The sequence below is a fragment of the Nostoc sp. genome, assembly GCF_036916655.1.
In the GTDB taxonomy this organism is placed as follows: Bacteria; Cyanobacteriota; Cyanobacteriia; order Cyanobacteriales; family Nostocaceae; genus Nostoc.
Genome location: NZ_JBALFY010000004.1, coordinates 80,309 through 99,115, shown reverse-complemented (window position 1 = coordinate 99,115; position 18,807 = coordinate 80,309). Strand labels below are relative to the sequence as shown.

Here is an 18,807-nt window from a genome sequence, read left to right as displayed (position 1 = left end):
GGGATGTTGAGAGATTTAAAATCTAAAATTCCGTAATGACAAAATCAAATAATTGATGGGCCATTTCTAATTTAGAACAAGGTGCAATTTCTAGCTGATTTCCTTGACTATCTAAAAATATCGCTTGATTATTATCGCTACCAAAACCACTATCAGGTCGATCGATGGGATTGGCAACGATCGCATCTAATTTTTTCTGCTGTAATTTTTCTAACGCTGGCTTGACAATATCCCCAGTTTGTGCAGCAAAACCAATTAATATTTGATGCGGCTGTTTATGTTGTGCTAACTGGGCGACTATATCTGGTACTGGTTCCAAAGGTAAAGCTTGGGGGAGCGATCGCTTGGGCAATTTTTCTGTACTATAATCTCGTGGTTTCACGTCTGCCACGGCTGCTGACATGACAATGATATCAGCGTTGGGTAAACATTCCACCATGACGTGCTGCATTTGCTCGGCACTAATAACAGGAATTGCTTGCACTCCCAATGGTACATCCCAATTAGCTGGGCCATGTACCAAGGTGACACTTGCCCCTCGGTGAAGTGCCGCTTGCGCTAAGGCTAATCCCATTTTACCTGTGGAAGGATTACCAATAAACCTCACTGGGTCAAGATACTCTCGCGTTCCCCCAGCGCTAATTAAGACTCGTTTACCGACTAAATCTCGTTTGCCTTGAGTGTGTAATAAGGATTGGACATGAGCGAAAATTTCTGGAGGTTCAGCTAATCTACCAGCACCGATGCGATCGCACGCTAATAATCCTGATGCTGTACCCATTCCATGATATCGGCTATCGATCAATAGCTGTTGCCAATTCCGCTGCACCGATTGCTGTTCCCACATATCCGTATTCATTGCGGGTGCTAACAGCACGGGACAAGTAGAAGCCAACACAGTATTTGTGAGTAAATTATCCGCCATCCCGTAGGCTAACTTGGCTAATGTATTAGCTGTTAAAGGGGCAATTACCATGACATCGGCCCATTCACCCAACTCAATATGCAAAGGACGAGAGTGAGTTGCTTGCCAAAAATCATCATCTGTGTAGGCGGGATGACGAGATAGGGTTGCTAGAGTCAAAGGCGTGATAAATTCTTGTGCCGAACGGGTGAGGATGACTCGGACTTCTACCCCAGTTTTAAACAGTCTCGAAACCAGTTCACAAATTTTGTAGGCGGCGATACCGCCACCTACACCAATTAGAACCCTGTTCAATTTTGGATTTTGGATTTTGGATTTTGGATTTAAGGGAAATTGCATTGGTACTTTGAGATTAAGCAAGTGATACATTAACCCTGATAATCTCTGATTGTAGCCAGTTGACTCAATCTAAAATCTAAAATCCAAAATTGCTACGCTTCATCGTAGGGTTCTAAGTCTAAGAGGTAGATATAGGGTTCAACTAACTCTGGACGCTGAAATGCGATCGCTCGCAATAGATGCCAATCATTTAAACCCTCAAAAGCATTACTATAATTATCCAGTTCCAGACGTGTAGCTAGTTCTTCTACTTCTACTGCGCTCATGGCAGCAATTTCTTTTTGGGAAATGCTTAGAGTTGTCATAATGCTTGCCCCTCCCTTATGCAGCACTCGCCTTCAGCCTGGGTTAAGTTGCGCCAAACGCAGCCACCCAATATATATTACTCATTAGAGACCATTATTTTCGTGAAAATTGTCAGAATTTGTACGAGAATTTATCAAAAATTCGTAATCCTGACTAGCCAATGGTATTGACAACGAAATTTCGTAGCACTTCTAACGTTGGTAAATGTATTTCATGCCCCATATCAAATTCGTGGTATTCCACCGCCACTCCTAGAGACTTGAGAGTTTCCTGTGCCTTCAAAGCAGCTTGCAGGGGAACGACTTCATCATATCTACCGTGAGTGATTAAAGTCGGCGGAATTTTACTTTTAGCTGCTGTTAGTGCATCAGGATGTAAATATCCGCTCATCACAACTAAACCTGCTAGGGGTAATTTTGAGCCGACATCCAAAGTCATTGCTCCGCCTTGAGAAAATCCACTTAAAATGGTGCGTGATAAAGGTATGCCAGTGCTACTTTCTAAAGATTCCAAGAAATCTATTAACAGTTGCCGACTCTCTGGCAACCCTTCATACATATTTTCCACCCGTAGGTCATACCATGCCCTCCCTATCGGGGAATAGGCATAAGGAAAAGGTGCATTGGGCAATACAAACTGGTAGTCAGGTAAGTTGATCGAGGGTAACAAAGATGCTACATCCTCAGCATTAGCACCCCAACCATGCAAAGTTACAATTAAGCCTGCGGGGGGTTGAGAAGTTGCTGTGGGTACGGTGATAGCTTGTAAAGACAGAGGTTTACTCCTAAATTCTACTTTTGTACATAGATCCTATCTCTTCAAGCAGCTTCGTATTTAGCGGTATTTGCTGCTAGACCAAAGAATGCGATCGTCATCAAGGTAAATTAGGGGAAATTATTTACAAACTTTCTCTGGTAAAGAATTTCATGTGCGATCGTTATAATTGCATTGATTGATCGGATGCGAGTTACTATTTTAGACACCTCGCAATCCGACCATTTCCTATTTTCTCTACTTAGAGTGATAGAGTGCTAATCACGGTTAAACAACCACAAAATTATTTTTGGTTAGTGACGATCCAGGAGATAATTGTGCAAATTGTATCTGAGTAAAGGAACTCGCACTGCATCTTAATCAATATCTTTTTGTAATCTTCATATTATTTCCTGTTCTAGCCTAAACTGTTTAATGTCAAAAAGTCACAAAAAACCTGTCCATATCATTATTGATAACCTCCGCTCAAGTGACAACTTGTTTTGTGATGAGATTAATTTTTTGGCAATAATTTTGAAGCTAGGGCGACAAAACCAAATATTAGGTGGAATTTCGAGGCTTGTGTGTACACCTGTGAAGAGAGGGGCAAACAAAAGGTTTTTCACCTCACTACCCAATCAACAATGGATGCTTCGATAATATCAGGCACTTCTAGACGATTTTTCATCCGGTAAAGTACTTTTTCTGGCAGTTTTGCGGTGCGATCGCAATTTCTTCTCAGCAGTTCTTCCCAAGCTGCCTCTAAATACACAATCCGAATACTGGCTTGGTAACTGCCAAACAAACGAACTAGCATCCCCCGCAGTTGGCGGCTGAGGTTGGTTGCATTCCAAACAAAGGATTGTCCATTTCGCATATACTCTTTAGCGATCGCCTTGGCTGCATTTGCTACTGCACCTTGATCGTCTTTAGGATCAATTCCCATTGTCTTTCGCAGTTTATCTAAAGAAATTACCTCCCACTCAGGGAGATTTTCTTGAATCCAAGTATCTTTTCCCGAACCAGGTAATCCTGACATCATCACCACCTGAAAGCGTGTATCATCATAAGCTGCATAATCTGGGTTGCCATCTTCTTTTTGAAAATAAACAAATCGACTATGGGCTGATGAAAATACTCGTGGCCGATCAAAACAGTGATTTTCCTGGCAAAATTCCCGAAAAAACTCAATTCGTTCCAATAACTGTACTTGATCGTCACAGTTGCGCCCTTTCACATCTGCTTCTGCAAGTAAACTCAGTAAATCGCAACGAATAATTTGACTTGTTTTAATGACTGCCCGTTCAGGGTTGGGTTTGTCCCAAAACCACAAGGGCAAGCTACCGTATTTCACCAAAGCCACAATTGCCTGTCGTTGATGAAAGGGCACATCCAAATTCCAGAGAATCTCCTGTGCCATTTTTGCACCTTGTAGTACATGACCTTTGGAGGTGATGCTGCCATCTGTTTCTATTTGAGTAGCACCAGGTTTAGCGACATCGTGTAGCAAAGCCGCAGCAAACAACACAGAACGTTCTGTAGCTGGCAATGCCCGCCATTGGGGTAATGCCACCAATGCCTCGCATACTAGCTTTGTGTGAATGAGAACATTTCCTTCAGCATGATAACGTGGGTCTTGGGGGCAATCAGCAAGCGATCGCAACCAATCAAATTTTGCTTCCAATGCTGACCAATCTATCGACCAGTTGCGTAGGCGCAGCCCGTCGTAGACATCGCTGGGACAATAAGGAAATGACCAAAGTTGCACCGAAGTATTCATATTGCTATCCTCAAATTTACTTGTTTATTTTGTATTTTTAATGACCTTTATCAACTGTCGCCACAAAGTCTAGAAGGTCATCCGAACAAATCAGCAGCGATGCACAACTGATTTGGTATTATTGGGCGGTTCAGCCAATGCCCATCCGATTGCAGAATGGTTGTTAAAAAGCTGGAACGCACATATTTATACCGATGAGTAACGATATGTCTCGGCTCAACTTTGATGTATAAACCTTCCATCAAAGAACTTTGGTCAGTTTGTTTCAGGGAACGCTCAACATCAAGTCCAAGTTCCTGACAAATTTGCTGGAAACGTTGTAAATGTGCAGCAGTTTGATAATGCGATTCACCCACCAACTCAATAAGTTGCTTGTAAGATTGGAGTTCACCAGCAAACAATATGGGTACAGAAACTAGAGGTAGCCCAGCAAGTAACTGCTGACGGTTTTTAGTGGACAGAAAAACTTGCTTTTCTAAATCCAGCACATCGTATTCTAGAAAGTAGTGCGGTAAAGCATCGTAAAAAACCGTGTGCTTGGCATACAGCCATTCTCCAAAGAGAATAAAACGACTTCCCAAAACTTCCCAAAATGCTGCTGCGTGAGTGTGTGCCCACTGTTTAAATAAATTAAAGTGCTTTTCTCGCGTCCCACCAGTTAAGTAGTGTCCCCGGCTTTGCAATCGAATTTGTCCATCAGAAGTAAAGCTAATAGCTGCGTTTGCACCATCAACTTTTTCTTCAACTACTACATACTGGTTTTTAATCGCACTAAAAGGAATGCTATTGAGGTCTTCATCCCCAGGTTGCAAGCGCGAACCCTCAATGTGATGGGTACGCGGATATTTATAAATTTGTTCCATGACTTTTCTGCCTTGGTGACTGCAATCAAATAATTTCTTGGCAAATTTTCACGAACAAGTAATTCTCCTAGAGTCCGTTATCTAAGGATTGTTACCATTCGCCATTGAAGTAAGTTTGATTGATACCAGGGACTACATAAGCCTTTACCGCAGATTTCCAAGAGTAGTATTCTTATAATACATATATTTCACAGTTTGAGGTAGCGTTTGAATGTTTAGCTTTGCAATATGCTTGCCCCAACGATTTCATTAACTTGGCTCTAGTATCTGGTTCAGGTTCCACACCCCAGAATTGAGCCGTAAGACTTTCAATACCATTGGATGTGACAGCGATCGCTCTAGCGTTACAACTTCCTTCTAATCGCTTACGTGCGCGTAACACTTTGATTATTTATAGTTTCTTTTGATTATTTCATTATTTTTATATTAAGGATAGGTCTAATGACTAATGACTAATGACTAATGCCATTACAAACTCAATGGCAGTTGAACTGTAAACCTTGTCCAGCCCTGAGAACTGATAACTTTAATCGTACCTTGAAGATATTCAACTAACTTCTTAACTAATGCTAAACCTAATCCTGTGCCGCTTTGTTGCCAGCGATCGCTTTGAGGAATCCGGTAAAACGCCTCAAAGATTCGAGATTGTTCTTGTTTGGGGATGATCGCCCCAGAATTGCTAATTGTAATTTGAAAGTAAGGAACTTGAAGCTCGGCTAATATACCAGATTCAGTATCCTCATTGATGAGACTTTTTGCGGTGTCAATTACCTGAACATCTACCGTAATCTGTCCATCGGGCGGAGTGTATTTACAAGCATTGTTGAGTAACTCTGAGACAATTTCGGTCAGGCTAGCCAAGTCTGAAACTAAAGGTGGTAAATTTGGGGAAACATTCACTTGAAAAGACTGTTGCCTAGCTTGGGCACGTTCTTGAAAATATTCGGCAACGTGAGGCAGCCAGTTTTGGAGTTGAATTGAAGTTAATTCTAATGGATAGACATTTGCATCAATCATTCGCATGTGCAGCAAATTGTCTACTAAATCTAGCTCTCGTTCGCACTGATCGCGCAGGATAGCTAAGTAGCGGGCTACAGATTCAGATGGAGAAAGTGCTTTTAAATTTAAAACACCCAGTTGTTCCAGAATATTTTCTAGCACGGAGATTGTCATTTTGATGTTTGACAAGGGTGTTCGCATTTCATGAGAGGTAGTTGCCAAAAAATCTTCTTTCAACTGGTTCAGCCGTTGAAGTTCTGCCACTTGAATTTCTAGTTGTCTAGCACGTTCAGCAGCGAGATTGCGTTCTTCGATTAGTCGTCGTTGCGTATCATCCCGAAAAACCAATACGGCTCCTGTAATTACACCACTGTTATTTCTCAGGGGAGTAGCGCTGTCAGTTACAGGTGTAACTGTTCCGTCTTTGGCAACGAGTAAAACGCCACTAGCTAGATGGACAATAGTTTCTTGTTCGAGGGCTGCAAGAATTGGATTTTCTACCGAAAGCTGGGTTTGTTCGTCAATGAGTTGAATAACTTCAGTTAACATCTTGTCTTTAGCTTCATTCCATCGCCACCCTGTCAAGGCTTCAGCTATAGGATTAATGTACTTAACATCTAATTCAGTATCGACTACAATTACTCCATCACCCATTTCTCGAAGCACAGAACTCAAAAATTGCTCGCGATCGTAACGATTAAGAGCTGTTTGAATGGCAACGTAAAGTTCTTGTTCCTTAATAGGTTTGAGAATATATCCAAAGGGGGATGTTAGCGTTGCCCGTTCTACAGTACTCTGATCCGAGTGACCTGTGACGTAGATAACTGGAATTTGCAAATTATTCCAAATTTGCTCTGCTGCCTGAATGCCGTCCATTTCACCCCGTAATCTAATATCCATCAAAACTAAGTTTGGTCGTAGTTCAGTTGCTTTTGCAATTGCTCCTTCGGCAGAGTCAGCGATATCTAAAACAACATATCCCAAAGACTCTAAACTCTCTTGTAAATTTATAGCGAGAATATATTCATCTTCAACAACAAGGACTTTAATTTTCTCCTTTGTCTGGGTGTCTGATGGGATACCAATCATGTTTACGTCCGGCCGTTTGTAAAAATAATTTTGAACTGCGTTCCCTGCTGAGAGTCAATTTCGAGCTTTCCCCTTAGCTGCTTGACTAAACCCTGTACAAGAGTTATGCCGAGTGTTTTAGCTTGATTGCTATCAAAGTTTTCAGGTAAGCCAACACCATTATCTCTAATAATTAGTATCAAAGTGCCGTCTGATTCTTGAAAAAATTTGACCTGAATTTCGCCGCCACGATTACCAATAAAAGCGTATTTCAAAGCATTAGAAACTAGTTCGTTGATAATCAAGCCACAAGGAATAGCGGTTTCGATGTCTAGGCTAGCACCATCAACTTGAATTTTCAGTTTGATTTTACTGGAACTGACGTTATAAGAATCAAATAAATGAGTTGTTAAATCTGGAATATATTGAGCAAAATCAATATCAGCGAGGTCTTGAGAGCGGTATAATTTTTCATGAACTAGAGCAATAGAGGCGATACGGTTTTGGCTATCGCGTAAAATAGCTGTCACTACAGGATCTTGTGTACGTCTGCACTGCATTTGCAGCAAACTACTGACAATTCCTAAATTATTTTTAACACGATGATGAATTTCTTTGAGTAATACTTCCTTTTCTTTCAGAGAGGCTTTGATTTTTTCCTCCGCTTGCTTTTGCTCGGTGATATCTTGTTGGATAGCCACAATGACACTTCCATATTCAGGATGTTCAAAAATGGAAGCGGTAGCACTACACCAGAATGGAGTGCCATCTTTTTTAAGATTATGGACTTCATAGGTTGCTTCACCGTGTTCCAAAATAACAGTTCTAAGCACCTGATGAACATCTTCGGGCGTATTATTTTCATCACCATAGTTGACAATCGACACATGCTTACCGATTAATTCACCAGGTTCATAGCCAAACATCTGCTCGAATTTAGGATTGGCGTAGACAAACACGCCATCTGTAGCACGAACTAGGCAAATTCCTTCTGCCATGTTGCGAGTGATGACTGCTTGCAACTCTAACATCTGTTCAGTACGTTTGCGATCGCTGATTTCAACTACCACAACGCCTATGCTAATGGGTTCATCAGCTTCAGACTGAATTGGAAAATAAGAAGCTAGCCAAGTCCTGATTACACCTGGAAGTTTTGGGGTTTCTCCACTGATTTCCAAATCCAGAATTGGCTCACCCGTTATCAAGACATGTTGAAAGACTTGCTCTTGCTTTTGTGCTATGTCAGGGACGATTTCCCACGGTGTCTTACCAATATGTACCGCTGCGGGAATGCCATTAATTTCTGCTAATGCTTCATTAATTAATGAATAGCGCAGTTCCCTATCCAGAATGGATATACCAACGGGTGCGCTATTGATAAAGGTATCCAATAACTTTTGCTTGTGAGCCAGTTCTCGCTCCAAAATCTTGCGTTCTGTGATGTCAATCGCCACCCTACCCACTAGTTTTTGTGCAGACAATCCCAAAATTGGAAACTTGTATACCAAGAATTCTCCAAGAGTGCCATCTGGACGGGGAGCAACTTCAAGCACCTCAAGTACCAGATTTGTCTGTGAGACTGTCTGAATGTGAGCGAAATGTTGCCGAGCAATTTCCGCTGGATAAAGATCAAAAATCGATTGCCCAATCACCTGTTCGGGTAGTAAGTTAAATGTCCGCAGGTATGTTTGGTTTAGATAAAGTACACGTCCATCGCTATCAGTTATCCAGGCTAACACTGGGCTGTTGTTCATAAATGCCTGGAACCTGGCTTCACTTTCTTGTAGCGCTGCTTCTGCCTGCCTACGCTCACTAGTATTAATAATTACTCCTAACATCCGTGTAGGTTCGCCTGCTTCGTTGTAAACGCCACGCCCTTTCCCTGTGAGCCAGTGAACACTGCCATTAGGATAAATCACTCGATATTCACCTTGAAAATTAGTCTGTTGTGCCAGTGCATTTGATACAGCCTGTTCAATTTGCTCAACATCCTCTGGATGAACACAATTGCGCCATAGCTGATAACTAGCTGGTGATATTTCTGGCTCTAAACCCAACAAACGATAATGGTTGTCGTTCCAGATAACTTTACCTGTTTGAACATTCCAATCCCAGATACCGATGTGGTTAAATTCCAGCGTCAACCTTAGTTGTTCTTCACTTTTGGCTAAAGCTGCTTCGGCTTGTTTGCGTAAGTTCAGCTCGTCGTAAACATCGCTGATATCCCGATGAGTACCAGTCATTCGCAGAGGGTTCCCCTGTCCATCTCGCATAACAACTTTGCCGTAGTCAGCAATCCATTTGTATTCACCCGACTTAGTTTGAAGTCGATAGTCAAATTTGTAGGGTACTGAACTGTCCTTGAGGTGATCTGCCAAAATTTTCTCAACCCAAGGTAAATCCTCTGGATGAACTAATCGCTTCCAAGTACTACAATCCTGTGGGAGTTCATCAAAGCTGTATCCAAGCATTTCTAAATAGCGCGGGCTGTAATACACCTCTTTAGTGAAAATGTTCCAGTCCCACAAACCATCCCCAGAAGCCTCAAGGGCTAATTGTAGTCGTTCCTCGCTTTCTCGAAGAGCTATTTCTGCCCGTTGGTGTTCTTCTTCACCATACTTCCGGGCAGTAATATCCGTGATTCGTACCAATTGCATCACAGCACCAGCAACTCTAATTTGTTTGGCTGCGATGTTTCCCCAAAAGGGTTTGCCCTGCTTAGTAATATATTCAATTTCCCGACTCCAAAACCCTTGCTGGTTAATTTCTTCCATAAAGGTGGCAATCTCATCGGAAGTAAAGGGTTGTTTTTGCAGAGTGTTGCCTTCAATGTTAATTAATTCAGCTTTACTAGAGGCTGCAAATAGCTCCACTGCTCGATCGTTACAGTCAGCGATCAGTAATGTTTCGACATCTACCAAAAAAAGTGCATCAGCGGATTCATTATAAATAGCTTCTAACAGGTCACGACTACGAATAATTTCTAATTCAGTTTGTTTTCGTTCTGTAATATCTATAACTGCTCCCAATAGCCTAACTGGCTGCCCTTGAGGGTCATAGGCGATTTCTGCTTTCGACTCAACGTAGCGCACTGAACCATCAGACCGGATAATTCGATACTCAAGATTGAAAGGGGTTATTTGGGCGATTGTCTTTTCGAGTTGGGCCTTGATTAAGGCGCGATCGTCTGGATGAATTATTTGGAGAAATTCTGCTTGGTCGGGTTCGCTTTGAGTGGGATTTAGACCAGAGATGCGAAAGGTTTCCATTGACCAAGAGCGCTTTTTCGTTGCTAAATTCAATTCCCAACTGCCTACATGGGCGATTTGTTGAGTAGTGGCTAGCAGTGCTTCACTTTGCCGGAGTTTTTCTTCACTTTGATGCAGTTTGGCAGTACGCTCCTGTACTTTAGCTTCTAACTCGGTATTGAGGGTTTGGAGATTTTGGTAGAGTTGGGCTTGTTGGATAGCGTGTTGTTCGTGTTGTTGTTTTAGCTGCCGCATTAGCTGCATCTGCTCGATCGCTCCATGAACCGCTCGACGTAAATTATCAGGGGTCAATTTTCCCTTGACTAGATAATCTTGCGCCCCATTTTTGATCGCTTGGACTGCGATCGTTTCGTCCCCCTGCCCAGTTAACATAATCACAGATATCTGGCTACCTTGGGTTTGCCGTTGTAGCTGATTGATAAATTCCAACCCATCTATATCTGGCAATCGGTAGTCTAATAGAATTACATCCGGTATTTTCTCTTGACAGCCTTGTAGTGCCTTCTCGCCAGACTCAAATTCGTAAATATCGTAGCTGTACTGCTCATCCCGCTCCAGGAAGCGTCGATATACAACTCTGTCTTCGGCAGAGTCTTCCACAAAAAATACAGTTGTCATGTATCTTGACCTCCTTCCTAACCCAAGTGCGGGATTGGTGAGCAGAGGAGCAGAGGAGAATAATTAATAACTGATCCCCAGTCCCCAATCCCCAGTCCCCAGTCCCCAGTCCCCAGTCCCCAATCCCCAAAATCAGAAAATACAGACTTTTTCTTGATCACAGACTACTATTTTCAGTCGTATAAACGCATAATGGAATAGTGACTGATCTGTTCGCCCCTTTACAATCTCTCAAACAAGGTGACTGGTTCAAGCTGATCTGCGGAGCCAGCTTCCAGCATTTGCCGGCAGTCAGAAGTTTAACGTTAGCCTATACTTTGGCGGGCGCTGACTGCATAGATGTTGCAGCTGATCCGGCAGTAATTGCAGCAGCGCAAGCAGGGCTACTTGTAGCCAAATCTCTGGCTAAAGATGCCCAAAAACGAGGGTTTGACTATAAAGGTAACTCACCCTTTTTGATGGTCAGCCTCAATGATGGAGAAGACCCCCATTTTCGGAAAGCAGAATTTAATCCTACTGAGTGTCCGATAGACTGCTCTAGACCATGTGAACGGATTTGCCCAGCACAAGCAATTGTATTTAACAGTACAAAAGAAGACTTTTCGGGAGTAGTATCCGAAAAATGCTACGGCTGTGGTCGTTGTATACCAATTTGTCCTTATGATATAATTTATACAAATTCATATATGTCAACGCCGGGAGCGATCGCGCCATTGGTAATGTCAACGGGAGTAGATGCCGTAGAAATCCATACAAAAGTCGGGCGGTTGGCAGAATTTGAACAATTATGGCAAGCAATTTCACCGTGGGCCGATCAACTAAAGTTACTAGCCATCAGTTGTCCCGATGGCGAGGGAATGACTGACTACCTAAGAGCTATCTATAACCTGATTGCCCCACTCAAAAGTGCTTTAATTTGGCAAACCGATGGTCGTTCTATGAGTGGTGATATTGGCGATGGCACCACAATAGCTGCGGTGAAATTAGGGCAAAAAGTTTTGGCAGCTAAGTTACCGGGATATGTGCAGTTAGCAGGCGGCACAAATAGCTATACCGTTGCTAAGTTAAAGGCAATGGGATTGCTGAAGAGAGCAGGGGAACAAGGGAGCAGGGGAGCAGGGGAGACAGAAGAAATTTTCTCCTCTGCCCCTCTGCCCCTCCACCCCTCTGCCCCTCTGCCCCTCTGCCCCTCTGCCTCCATTTCTGGGGTCGCCTACGGTAGCTACGCCCGTGTACTGCTGTCACCAATTCTCGAAAAGTTAGAGAATAAGGAGGTAAGTAACACTAATGTGAAGGCGCATCTTCGCCTAGAAGAAGATGATGTATTACTTTGGCAAGCTGTAGAACTTGCCCATTCTCTCGTTTCCCAGATCAAGTCACAGCAGGAGCATTAATTGCTCGTTCGGAAAAATACCCAGGGCGGGTACTCCTGCACGCAAACGTCCTCGCTATCTCTAAAAACGTCACCATAGAAAGCATGACGATTACAGACGATCTCCAAAAGTTATTAGACATTTTGCCCCAAGACCTGCGACAAGTACTAGAGAGTCATCCCAAACGAGATAGTTTAGTAGAAGTAGTCTTGGATTTGGGTCGTCGCCCAGAGGCTCGCTTTCCTAATCAAGCTGAGTATTTGAGCGAAGTACCCGTTACTCAAGAACAGATAGATGATTGCATTCAACGAGTCGGAATCTTTGGCGGAGATAATCGGGCAGGAATTGAGCAAACTTTGCATCGGATCAGTGCCATCCGCAACCGCACGGGTAAGATTATTGGCTTGACCTGTCGCGTTGGTCGGGCGATATTCGGAACCATTGGTATGATCCGCGATTTGGTAGAAACTGGTAAATCGATTCTCATGCTGGGGCGTCCAGGCGTGGGCAAAACTACCGCCTTACGGGAAATCGCCCGTGTTTTGGCAGACGATCTAAATAAGCGAGTGGTAATTATTGACACCTCCAACGAAATCGCTGGGGATGGTGATGTTGCTCACCCCGCCATTGGTCGCGCTCGGCGGATGCAGGTAGCTCATCCAAATCAACAGCATCAGGTGATGATTGAGGCAGTGGAGAACCACATGCCAGAAGTCATTGTCATTGATGAAATTGGCACGGAACTGGAAGCTTTAGCAGCTCGTACTATTGCAGAACGGGGTGTACAGTTAGTAGGTACTGCCCACGGGAATCAGATCGAAAATCTGATTAAAAACCCCACTCTGGCTGATTTAGTTGGGGGTATCCAAGCTGTGACGCTGGGAGACGATGAAGCTAGACGGCGAGGCTCTCAAAAGACTGTTTTGGAGCGGAAAGCCCCGCCTACCTTTGAGATTGCTGTGGAAATGTTGGAACGTCAACGCTGGACAGTACATGAAAGTGTTGCTGACACCGTAGATAATCTGTTGCGGGGTCGTCAGCCGACTCCACAAACGAGAACTGTTGATGACCAGGGCAAAATTGGTGTTACCCGCCAGTTAGCGGTTGTCAATGGTCGCGGTGGTCAGCTAGGGACAGTGGAAGAATCTTTCCCGCCGGCACGGCCTTCTAATGGCTGGCGTTCATCTGGACAAATGGTAGCACTGCCACAATTGCCTGTAGAGCGCGTAACTGGACGCAGTGAGTTCGATCGTTTGCTGGATGAATCTTTCAATTATTCTGAAAGCATTGATTTGGCTGCTGCTACCAGACAGCCAGGGCCGAATGGCGAAGATTTACCATTGCACGTTTACCCTTATGGCGTTAGCCGTCACCAATTGGAACAGGTGATTAGTGTACTAACTTTGCCCGTGGTATTGACAAAAGACATAGATAGTGCAGATGCAATTTTAGCACTGCGATCGCACGTCAAAAACCACGCCAAATTACGCCAAATGGCCAAAGCGCGTCATGTACCCATCCACGTGATTAAGTCCAGCACCATTCCCCAAATTACCCGTGGTTTGCGGCGGTTGCTGAACATCGACGACCCAGAAATGGCCGATGACCTTGAACTGCAATTATTTTTGCACAATGGTAGCGATGATGAGATGGATGCCTTGGAAGAAGCTAGACTTGCTGTTGAGCAAATTGTGATTCCAAAAGGACAGCCAGTCGAGTTATTGCCGCGTTCTCCCCAAGTCCGCAAAATGCAACATGAGTTGGTAGAACATTATCGCCTCAAGTCGCATAGTTTTGGTGAAGAACCAAATCGCAGATTGCGGATTTATCCGGCGTAACTTTTTAGCCCTAACCCCTCTTCGCAGTGCAAAGAGGGGTTAGGAAACAAACCGCATACGCGTTAGCGTCTCGCAAAGAAGAAAGAAGTAAAAGAGAGAAATAAAAATCTGTGTTACCAAGTATTGTTGGCTTGATGGAGTATTAGGAGACACTTGATGTCCTATAGAGAGTTTTCTTTAAGAAAAGTAAAACAAGACTTTAATCTCACCTTAGTAGAAGGTGGGCGATTTTTACCTCCTATAGAACCAATTTCACCTAGTCCCCTACTGGCTGAATTTTTAGCAGAAAGTATCCAGCTAGCAATTGCAATGGGTTCTGAGAAAGCTAGATCAGAATTGATTATCAGTCCAATATTGTTTGAAGTCTGAAAAATTCTCAATAGACAAATCAGTTTTTTTTCGGGAGAAGAATTTAACGTTGAACCAGAAGTTGGACTGGCGGGATTTTGCGACTTTCTGATTAGCATTTCGCCAGAACAGTTATTTATTGAAGCTCCAGCAGTGGTGATTGTCGAAGCCAAAAAGGAAAATCTTAAAGGTGGTTTAGGACAGTGTATCGCAGAAATGATTGCCGCCCAAAGGTTTAATTTCAAATACGAAAAACCTATTGCGACTATCTACGGTTGTGTTACTAGTGGTAATTTGTGGACTTTTCTTAAGTTGGAGGATAGCACTATAACTATTGATTTAACTGAATATTTAATTCCGCCAGTAGAGAAAATATTAGGTACTTTGGCGTGGATGATTCGGTCACAATCAACTTAATTTTAAGTTTCGCCAAGATTGAGTGCCTGTTGAATATCCTCAGCTTCGAGTTCTGGATAGGCTTGTAATACCTCTGTCACGGACTTACTATTCGCTAGCATCTTGAGGATGACACTAACAGTGATTCGCATACCCCGAATTGTCGGTTGCCCCAAGCAAATATTAGGATTACAGCGATTTTCAGGTACATGAACCACAAATTAGACCTCTCTCCTTGTAGGAGAGAGGCTTTGATTTTCTTGGGGGTTAGGTCTCATAATTGTGGTCTAAATACATGAAAACTGCCGTAAGCGTGATGCGATCAAGTTTTTCCATGTTTCTCTGCGTGCATCTGGCTTGCAGTTTAATTATAGTGCGTACACGCGCTAATTTATTGCTCCCTACTTATTGAAATTCAGATCACAACGTCTGTCTGGGAATTTTGCTATTATTTGCTACTTTAAAATATATGCAAATCATAGAAATTTCTCCATTCCAAGCATTTCGCCGGAGTGTGGCAACGGTGATTCAGGTAGTTCCAAAGGAGCTACGCCATGTAACAATCCTGGCGTTAGTGGGTGGTGCAGGCCCAGCGATCGCCATTTGGCTCAACAAGGTAATCATTGATGAAATTACCCGCTTATTGAGTGTGGGGACAACGCAGAATACGATCGCCTTGATACTTGCTCAACCTCTACTACTTTCCAGTATTGCAGGTTCATTGCTAGTAAATTTGGTGAGTGATGCGATCGCTAACATCAATGCTTTTGTATATACATCCTTGCGCGATCGCATTTCTGGCTTTGTCCAAGGACAAGTAATTGAGAAGGTTGCCACTTTTGAAGATATTGCCCTGTTTGAAACACCCGATTTGCTGAATTTGGTGCAGTTGACTGAAAAGGGAGTACAACGACTTCCAGAACTTTGTCTCAGGCTTGTAACGCTGTTAGAGGGAATTTTCATCTTCATTCCAGCCATACTGCTTTCAGCCTCCCTTGCTTGGTGGGTACCAATAATTTTATTTAGCTGCGTTACCCCTGTAATGTATGTGCAGATGAAATACCGTAAGCAAGCTTGGGGAGTAGAAAGAACCCAAGCGAGTGTTCTTCGGGAAATGAACTTATACAAGACGGTTTTAACTGGAGAGACATACGCCAAAGAAATACGCTTATTTAGCTTGCAACCTTTACTGCTAGAACGTTGGCATGGACTTTACCGTACCATTTTTAGAGCAATGGAACAGATCCGCCGTCGGGGGACAACAGCAGTTATTGGCTGGTCTTTATTGAGTGGCTTAGGCTTGGCATTACCATATATATACATAGTCCAGGGAGTGCTAGGTAGAACCCATACTTTGGGGGATTTGGCGCTTTACACTGGGATAATTTTAGAAGTGCGTCGAAGTTTGGAGAATTTGATGTCTGGCGGATCAGAGTTATACAATATTGCACTGGCAACAACGCCTATTTTCCAGCTTTTGGAGTTAGAGCCGCAGTTATCCCATTCTCATGTAGAGTTGCAATCAGAGAAAGCATTGGGAGAAGTCAAGAAATCGGCTGCTAACAATCGGAACTTTGAAATAAATGGCAATAATTCATCTGATCGTCGGCAAGTTTTATCGCGTTTGAATATAACTAAGTCTGAAACATTGCAGACAGGTATTGACATCAAAAATTTATCTTTTACCTATCCCAATAGCGACCGCGCAACCTTGAAAAACATCAACCTGATGATTCATCCCAACGAGATGATTGTACTAGTGGGTGAGAATGGTGCTGGTAAGACCACATTAGCCAAGCTATTATGTCGCCTTTACGATCCTAGCCAAGGTGCGATTATTTGGAATGGGCAAGAATTACGATCGCTACCCTTAGAAGAATTGCGATCGCGGATTGATGTCGTTATGCAAGATTACGCTCGTTTTCCGACTACCGTGCGCGAAAATGTTGCCTTTGGAAATTTACCGAAAATGCAGGATGATGACGCGATTACCGAAGCGATCGCTGAGGCTGGTTTGGCGAGAGTAATTGAGAAGCTAGATCAAGGTTTAGAAACCCTTTTAGGCAAACAGCTAGAAGGCGGTATTGATCTATCTGGGGGACAATGGCAGAGGTTAGCGATCGCTCGTGCTTTGTTGCGACTATCTCCAGCCGAACTACTCATACTTGATGAGCCAACAGCGAACCTCGATCCAAAAACAGAACATGAGATTTACAATATTTTGCGTACCTTGGCCAAGGGGAGAATAGCCGTTGTAGTCAGTCATCGCCTCGCCTTAGCCAAATTAGCAGACCGAGTAATAGTATTAGAACACGGTCAAATTATCGAGGTAGGCACTCATGAAGAACTCATCGCATTAGGCGGACAGTATCACTTGATGTTTACTCGTCAAGCTAGTAGTTACAACTAAGGAGGGAGCAAGGGAACTCCAAATAATAAAATACTCAACTACTTCTTGTGGGGTGGACATCTTGTCCGCCCTTGGCTATGGGCGGGCGAGACGCCCACCCCACAAGATTGGATAATTGATTTGTTGGAAGTCCCCAAGGGAGAAGAGTTTTCCTTCTACCTCCTGCCTCCTTCAATCTGGTAACTTATATTGCCCGACAATACGCTTGGCAAACTCTGGAACGTGCGCTTCTAATTTCTCTGGATGATTTCGCTTCACATACAAATAATTCCGAGTAAAGTGAGAATCAATGGAAAACCGCGCATATTCTAAACCCTTGGGGCCGATTTTTTCGATCACCACGCCCATCAGTTTTGCTGCCCACATTGGCAGGGTAACGCCTTTATCGTAAGCAGGAATACTTTGCTGTACAGCTTCCTTCCGGTTGCCTTTAGATGTCACTGGTTGAGTATCTAACTGATCTTTCACCAAATCCAGCATTTCCTTACCAGTGTCATTTCTCACTACAATCCATTGCCAGCCGAAGGGTGCGCCCATGTAGCCAACGACTAAATCGGCTAGGGAGTTGACGTAATCAAAGCAACTCATACAAGATGGGGCAAAAACATCTTTGAGTTGGTTAGTCTTCAAGCCAAAGAAAGGCACTGTTTCTGATGAGCCATCCTCATGTTTGAAGTGAACCCGGAAGTCTTGCATGAATTCGTAATGCACAACTGTATCAGGCGATCGGCTGGTGGTTTCTAAGAATTTTTGCAGTCCGGCGCGGTTAACATTATCTACGCAGGGTGTACCCAAAACATACAGCTTTTCTAAACCAAGTTGTTTTTCTACGGCTCGTAATGCCTGAATTTGGCAACCAACGCCAATTACTAATAGTCGTTTCATCCCCGATTTTTCTATCTGTTCCAACACGGAAAGATTCGGAGAAAGTGTTGGTTTATTTACCCGCGCTGCTAGTATTTCTTCTGGAGTCCGGGCGATGATGGGCATGGGTTGAAAGCGGTCTTCTTTGGTGTTTTGCACGCAGACGACACCTTCAACTAAGCCGCGATTAAGCATTTCAATGGCAATGCTGCTCACAATACCCGTCCATTGTGCGCCTTCGATGGGTTGTTGTTTCCGTGCCGCTATCATGTCTTGATGAACACCAAAGTAGAGTTCATCAGGGTTTTCGAGATGGCGCGATCGCGTGTGCGTTTCTGCTTCAAGTTCGCCTATTTGCTGATTAATAAAAGCACAGGCTTCCTTGACATAATGAATATAGTATGTATTGCATAGTCCGCACTCGCTACACAGTTCTTTCGCAGGGCGGCGGCTGGTAGATTTTAAGGCTCTGGCTTTTTTGTGAGGAAAAACTGAGGTCATATAAATTTTTTGTTTTATCCAGGAATCGCTTTTATTACAATACCTTCACTCGCTATGAACTTGACGCTAGAGGATGAACAAGACATTGTAATATTTTGAAACGCAGAGTTTAGTTTTGCTTACAGCTATTTTCACCACAAGGTAGGGGCAAAGCCAT

At 43.4% G+C, this 18,807-nt stretch carries 13 protein-coding genes and 1 pseudogene; 4 read left to right on the top strand and 10 right to left on the bottom strand.

Annotated features, from left to right (window positions below):
- Nucleotides 1–22: 22 nt before the first annotated feature.
- From coaBC to V7L31_RS00890, 8 genes are all read right to left on the bottom strand, one after another.
- Nucleotides 23–1,264 (bottom strand): bifunctional phosphopantothenoylcysteine decarboxylase/phosphopantothenate--cysteine ligase CoaBC, encoded by a 1,242-nt coding sequence (gene coaBC, locus V7L31_RS00925; protein WP_334694513.1) that lies wholly within the window; start codon nt 1,262–1,264, stop codon nt 23–25.
- Between the two features lie 92 nt (nt 1,265–1,356).
- The gene (isiD, locus tag V7L31_RS00920) at nt 1,357–1,569 is read right to left on the bottom strand and encodes a protein IsiD (RefSeq protein WP_094351471.1); all 213 of its coding nucleotides are present in this window, start codon (nt 1,567–1,569) and stop codon (nt 1,357–1,359) included.
- Nucleotides 1,570–1,723: 154 nt separating this feature from the next.
- Nucleotides 1,724–2,329 carry an alpha/beta hydrolase gene (locus tag V7L31_RS00915; protein ID WP_442944335.1) on the bottom strand — a complete coding sequence of 202 codons (606 nt, stop codon included), beginning with the start codon at nt 2,327–2,329 and terminating at the stop codon, nt 1,724–1,726.
- A gap of 616 nt (nt 2,330–2,945) precedes the next feature.
- Nucleotides 2,946–4,103, bottom strand: a complete 1,158-nt coding sequence (locus tag V7L31_RS00910) for an AAA family ATPase (RefSeq protein ID WP_334694512.1) — start codon at nt 4,101–4,103, stop codon at nt 2,946–2,948.
- Nucleotides 4,104–4,180: 77 nt separating this feature from the next.
- Nucleotides 4,181–4,966, bottom strand: a complete 786-nt coding sequence (locus V7L31_RS00905) for an RNA ligase family protein (RefSeq protein WP_334694511.1) — start codon at nt 4,964–4,966, stop codon at nt 4,181–4,183.
- Between the two features lie 172 nt (nt 4,967–5,138).
- Nucleotides 5,139–5,348 (bottom strand): hypothetical protein, encoded by a 210-nt coding sequence (locus tag V7L31_RS00900; protein ID WP_334694510.1) that lies wholly within the window; start codon nt 5,346–5,348, stop codon nt 5,139–5,141.
- Between the two features lie 86 nt (nt 5,349–5,434).
- Entirely contained in the window at nt 5,435–7,054 is a 1,620-nt protein-coding gene (locus V7L31_RS00895; RefSeq protein WP_334694509.1) for a hybrid sensor histidine kinase/response regulator, read from the bottom strand.
- Between the two features lie 2 nt (nt 7,055–7,056).
- Complete coding sequence (locus V7L31_RS00890) at nt 7,057–10,920, bottom strand: PAS domain S-box protein (RefSeq protein ID WP_334694508.1); 3,864 nt, start codon at nt 10,918–10,920, stop codon at nt 7,057–7,059.
- A 200-nt stretch (nt 10,921–11,120) separates the two neighbouring features.
- On the opposite strand from V7L31_RS00890, the gene ldpA reads away from it, so the two are divergent.
- The 3 genes and pseudogenes from ldpA to V7L31_RS00875 all read left to right on the top strand — a co-directional run bounded on the left by ldpA (nt 11,121) and on the right by V7L31_RS00875 (nt 14,896).
- Nucleotides 11,121–12,314, top strand: a complete 1,194-nt coding sequence (gene ldpA, locus V7L31_RS00885; RefSeq protein ID WP_334694507.1) for a circadian clock protein LdpA — start codon at nt 11,121–11,123, stop codon at nt 12,312–12,314.
- Nucleotides 12,315–12,397: 83 nt separating this feature from the next.
- Nucleotides 12,398–14,131: a R3H domain-containing nucleic acid-binding protein gene (locus V7L31_RS00880; RefSeq protein ID WP_334694572.1), complete on the top strand. Its 1,734-nt coding sequence runs from the start codon at nt 12,398–12,400 to the stop codon at nt 14,129–14,131.
- A 156-nt stretch (nt 14,132–14,287) separates the two neighbouring features.
- Nucleotides 14,288–14,896, top strand: a pseudogene (locus V7L31_RS00875) (hypothetical protein).
- A 2-nt stretch (nt 14,897–14,898) separates the two neighbouring features.
- On the opposite strand, the gene V7L31_RS00870 reads toward V7L31_RS00875, so the two are convergent.
- Nucleotides 14,899–15,093 (bottom strand): DUF433 domain-containing protein, encoded by a 195-nt coding sequence (locus tag V7L31_RS00870; RefSeq protein WP_334694506.1) that lies wholly within the window; start codon nt 15,091–15,093, stop codon nt 14,899–14,901.
- A gap of 251 nt (nt 15,094–15,344) precedes the next feature.
- On the opposite strand from V7L31_RS00870, the gene V7L31_RS00865 reads away from it, so the two are divergent.
- Entirely contained in the window at nt 15,345–17,285 is a 1,941-nt protein-coding gene (locus V7L31_RS00865) for an ABC transporter ATP-binding protein (protein ID WP_334694505.1), read from the top strand.
- Nucleotides 17,286–17,456: 171 nt separating this feature from the next.
- Here the strand turns inward: V7L31_RS00865 and V7L31_RS00860 are convergent, their stop codons facing one another.
- On the bottom strand, nt 17,457–18,650 hold the full coding sequence (locus V7L31_RS00860) for a Coenzyme F420 hydrogenase/dehydrogenase, beta subunit C-terminal domain (RefSeq protein WP_334694504.1): 1,194 nt from the start codon (nt 18,648–18,650) through the stop codon (nt 17,457–17,459).
- Nucleotides 18,651–18,807 lie beyond the last annotated feature (157 nt).

Excerpts from the sequence above, each read along its gene's own strand:
- coaBC (WP_334694513.1), bottom strand. The coding sequence starts at position 1,264 with ATGCAATTTCCCTTAAATCCAAAATCCAAAATCCAAAATCCAAAATTG.
- isiD (WP_094351471.1), bottom strand. The coding sequence starts at position 1,569 with ATGACAACTCTAAGCATTTCCCAAAAAGAAATTGCTGCCATGAGCGCA.
- V7L31_RS00910 (WP_334694512.1), bottom strand. The coding sequence starts at position 4,103 with ATGAATACTTCGGTGCAACTTTGGTCATTTCCTTATTGTCCCAGCGAT.
- V7L31_RS00905 (WP_334694511.1), bottom strand. The coding sequence starts at position 4,966 with ATGGAACAAATTTATAAATATCCGCGTACCCATCACATTGAGGGTTCG.
- V7L31_RS00895 (WP_334694509.1), bottom strand. The coding sequence starts at position 7,054 with ATGATTGGTATCCCATCAGACACCCAGACAAAGGAGAAAATTAAAGTC.
- V7L31_RS00890 (WP_334694508.1), bottom strand. The coding sequence starts at position 10,920 with ATGACAACTGTATTTTTTGTGGAAGACTCTGCCGAAGACAGAGTTGTA.
- V7L31_RS00880 (WP_334694572.1), top strand. The coding sequence starts at position 12,398 with ATGACGATTACAGACGATCTCCAAAAGTTATTAGACATTTTGCCCCAA.
- V7L31_RS00865 (WP_334694505.1), top strand. The coding sequence starts at position 15,345 with ATGCAAATCATAGAAATTTCTCCATTCCAAGCATTTCGCCGGAGTGTG.
- V7L31_RS00860 (WP_334694504.1), bottom strand. The coding sequence starts at position 18,650 with ATGACCTCAGTTTTTCCTCACAAAAAAGCCAGAGCCTTAAAATCTACC.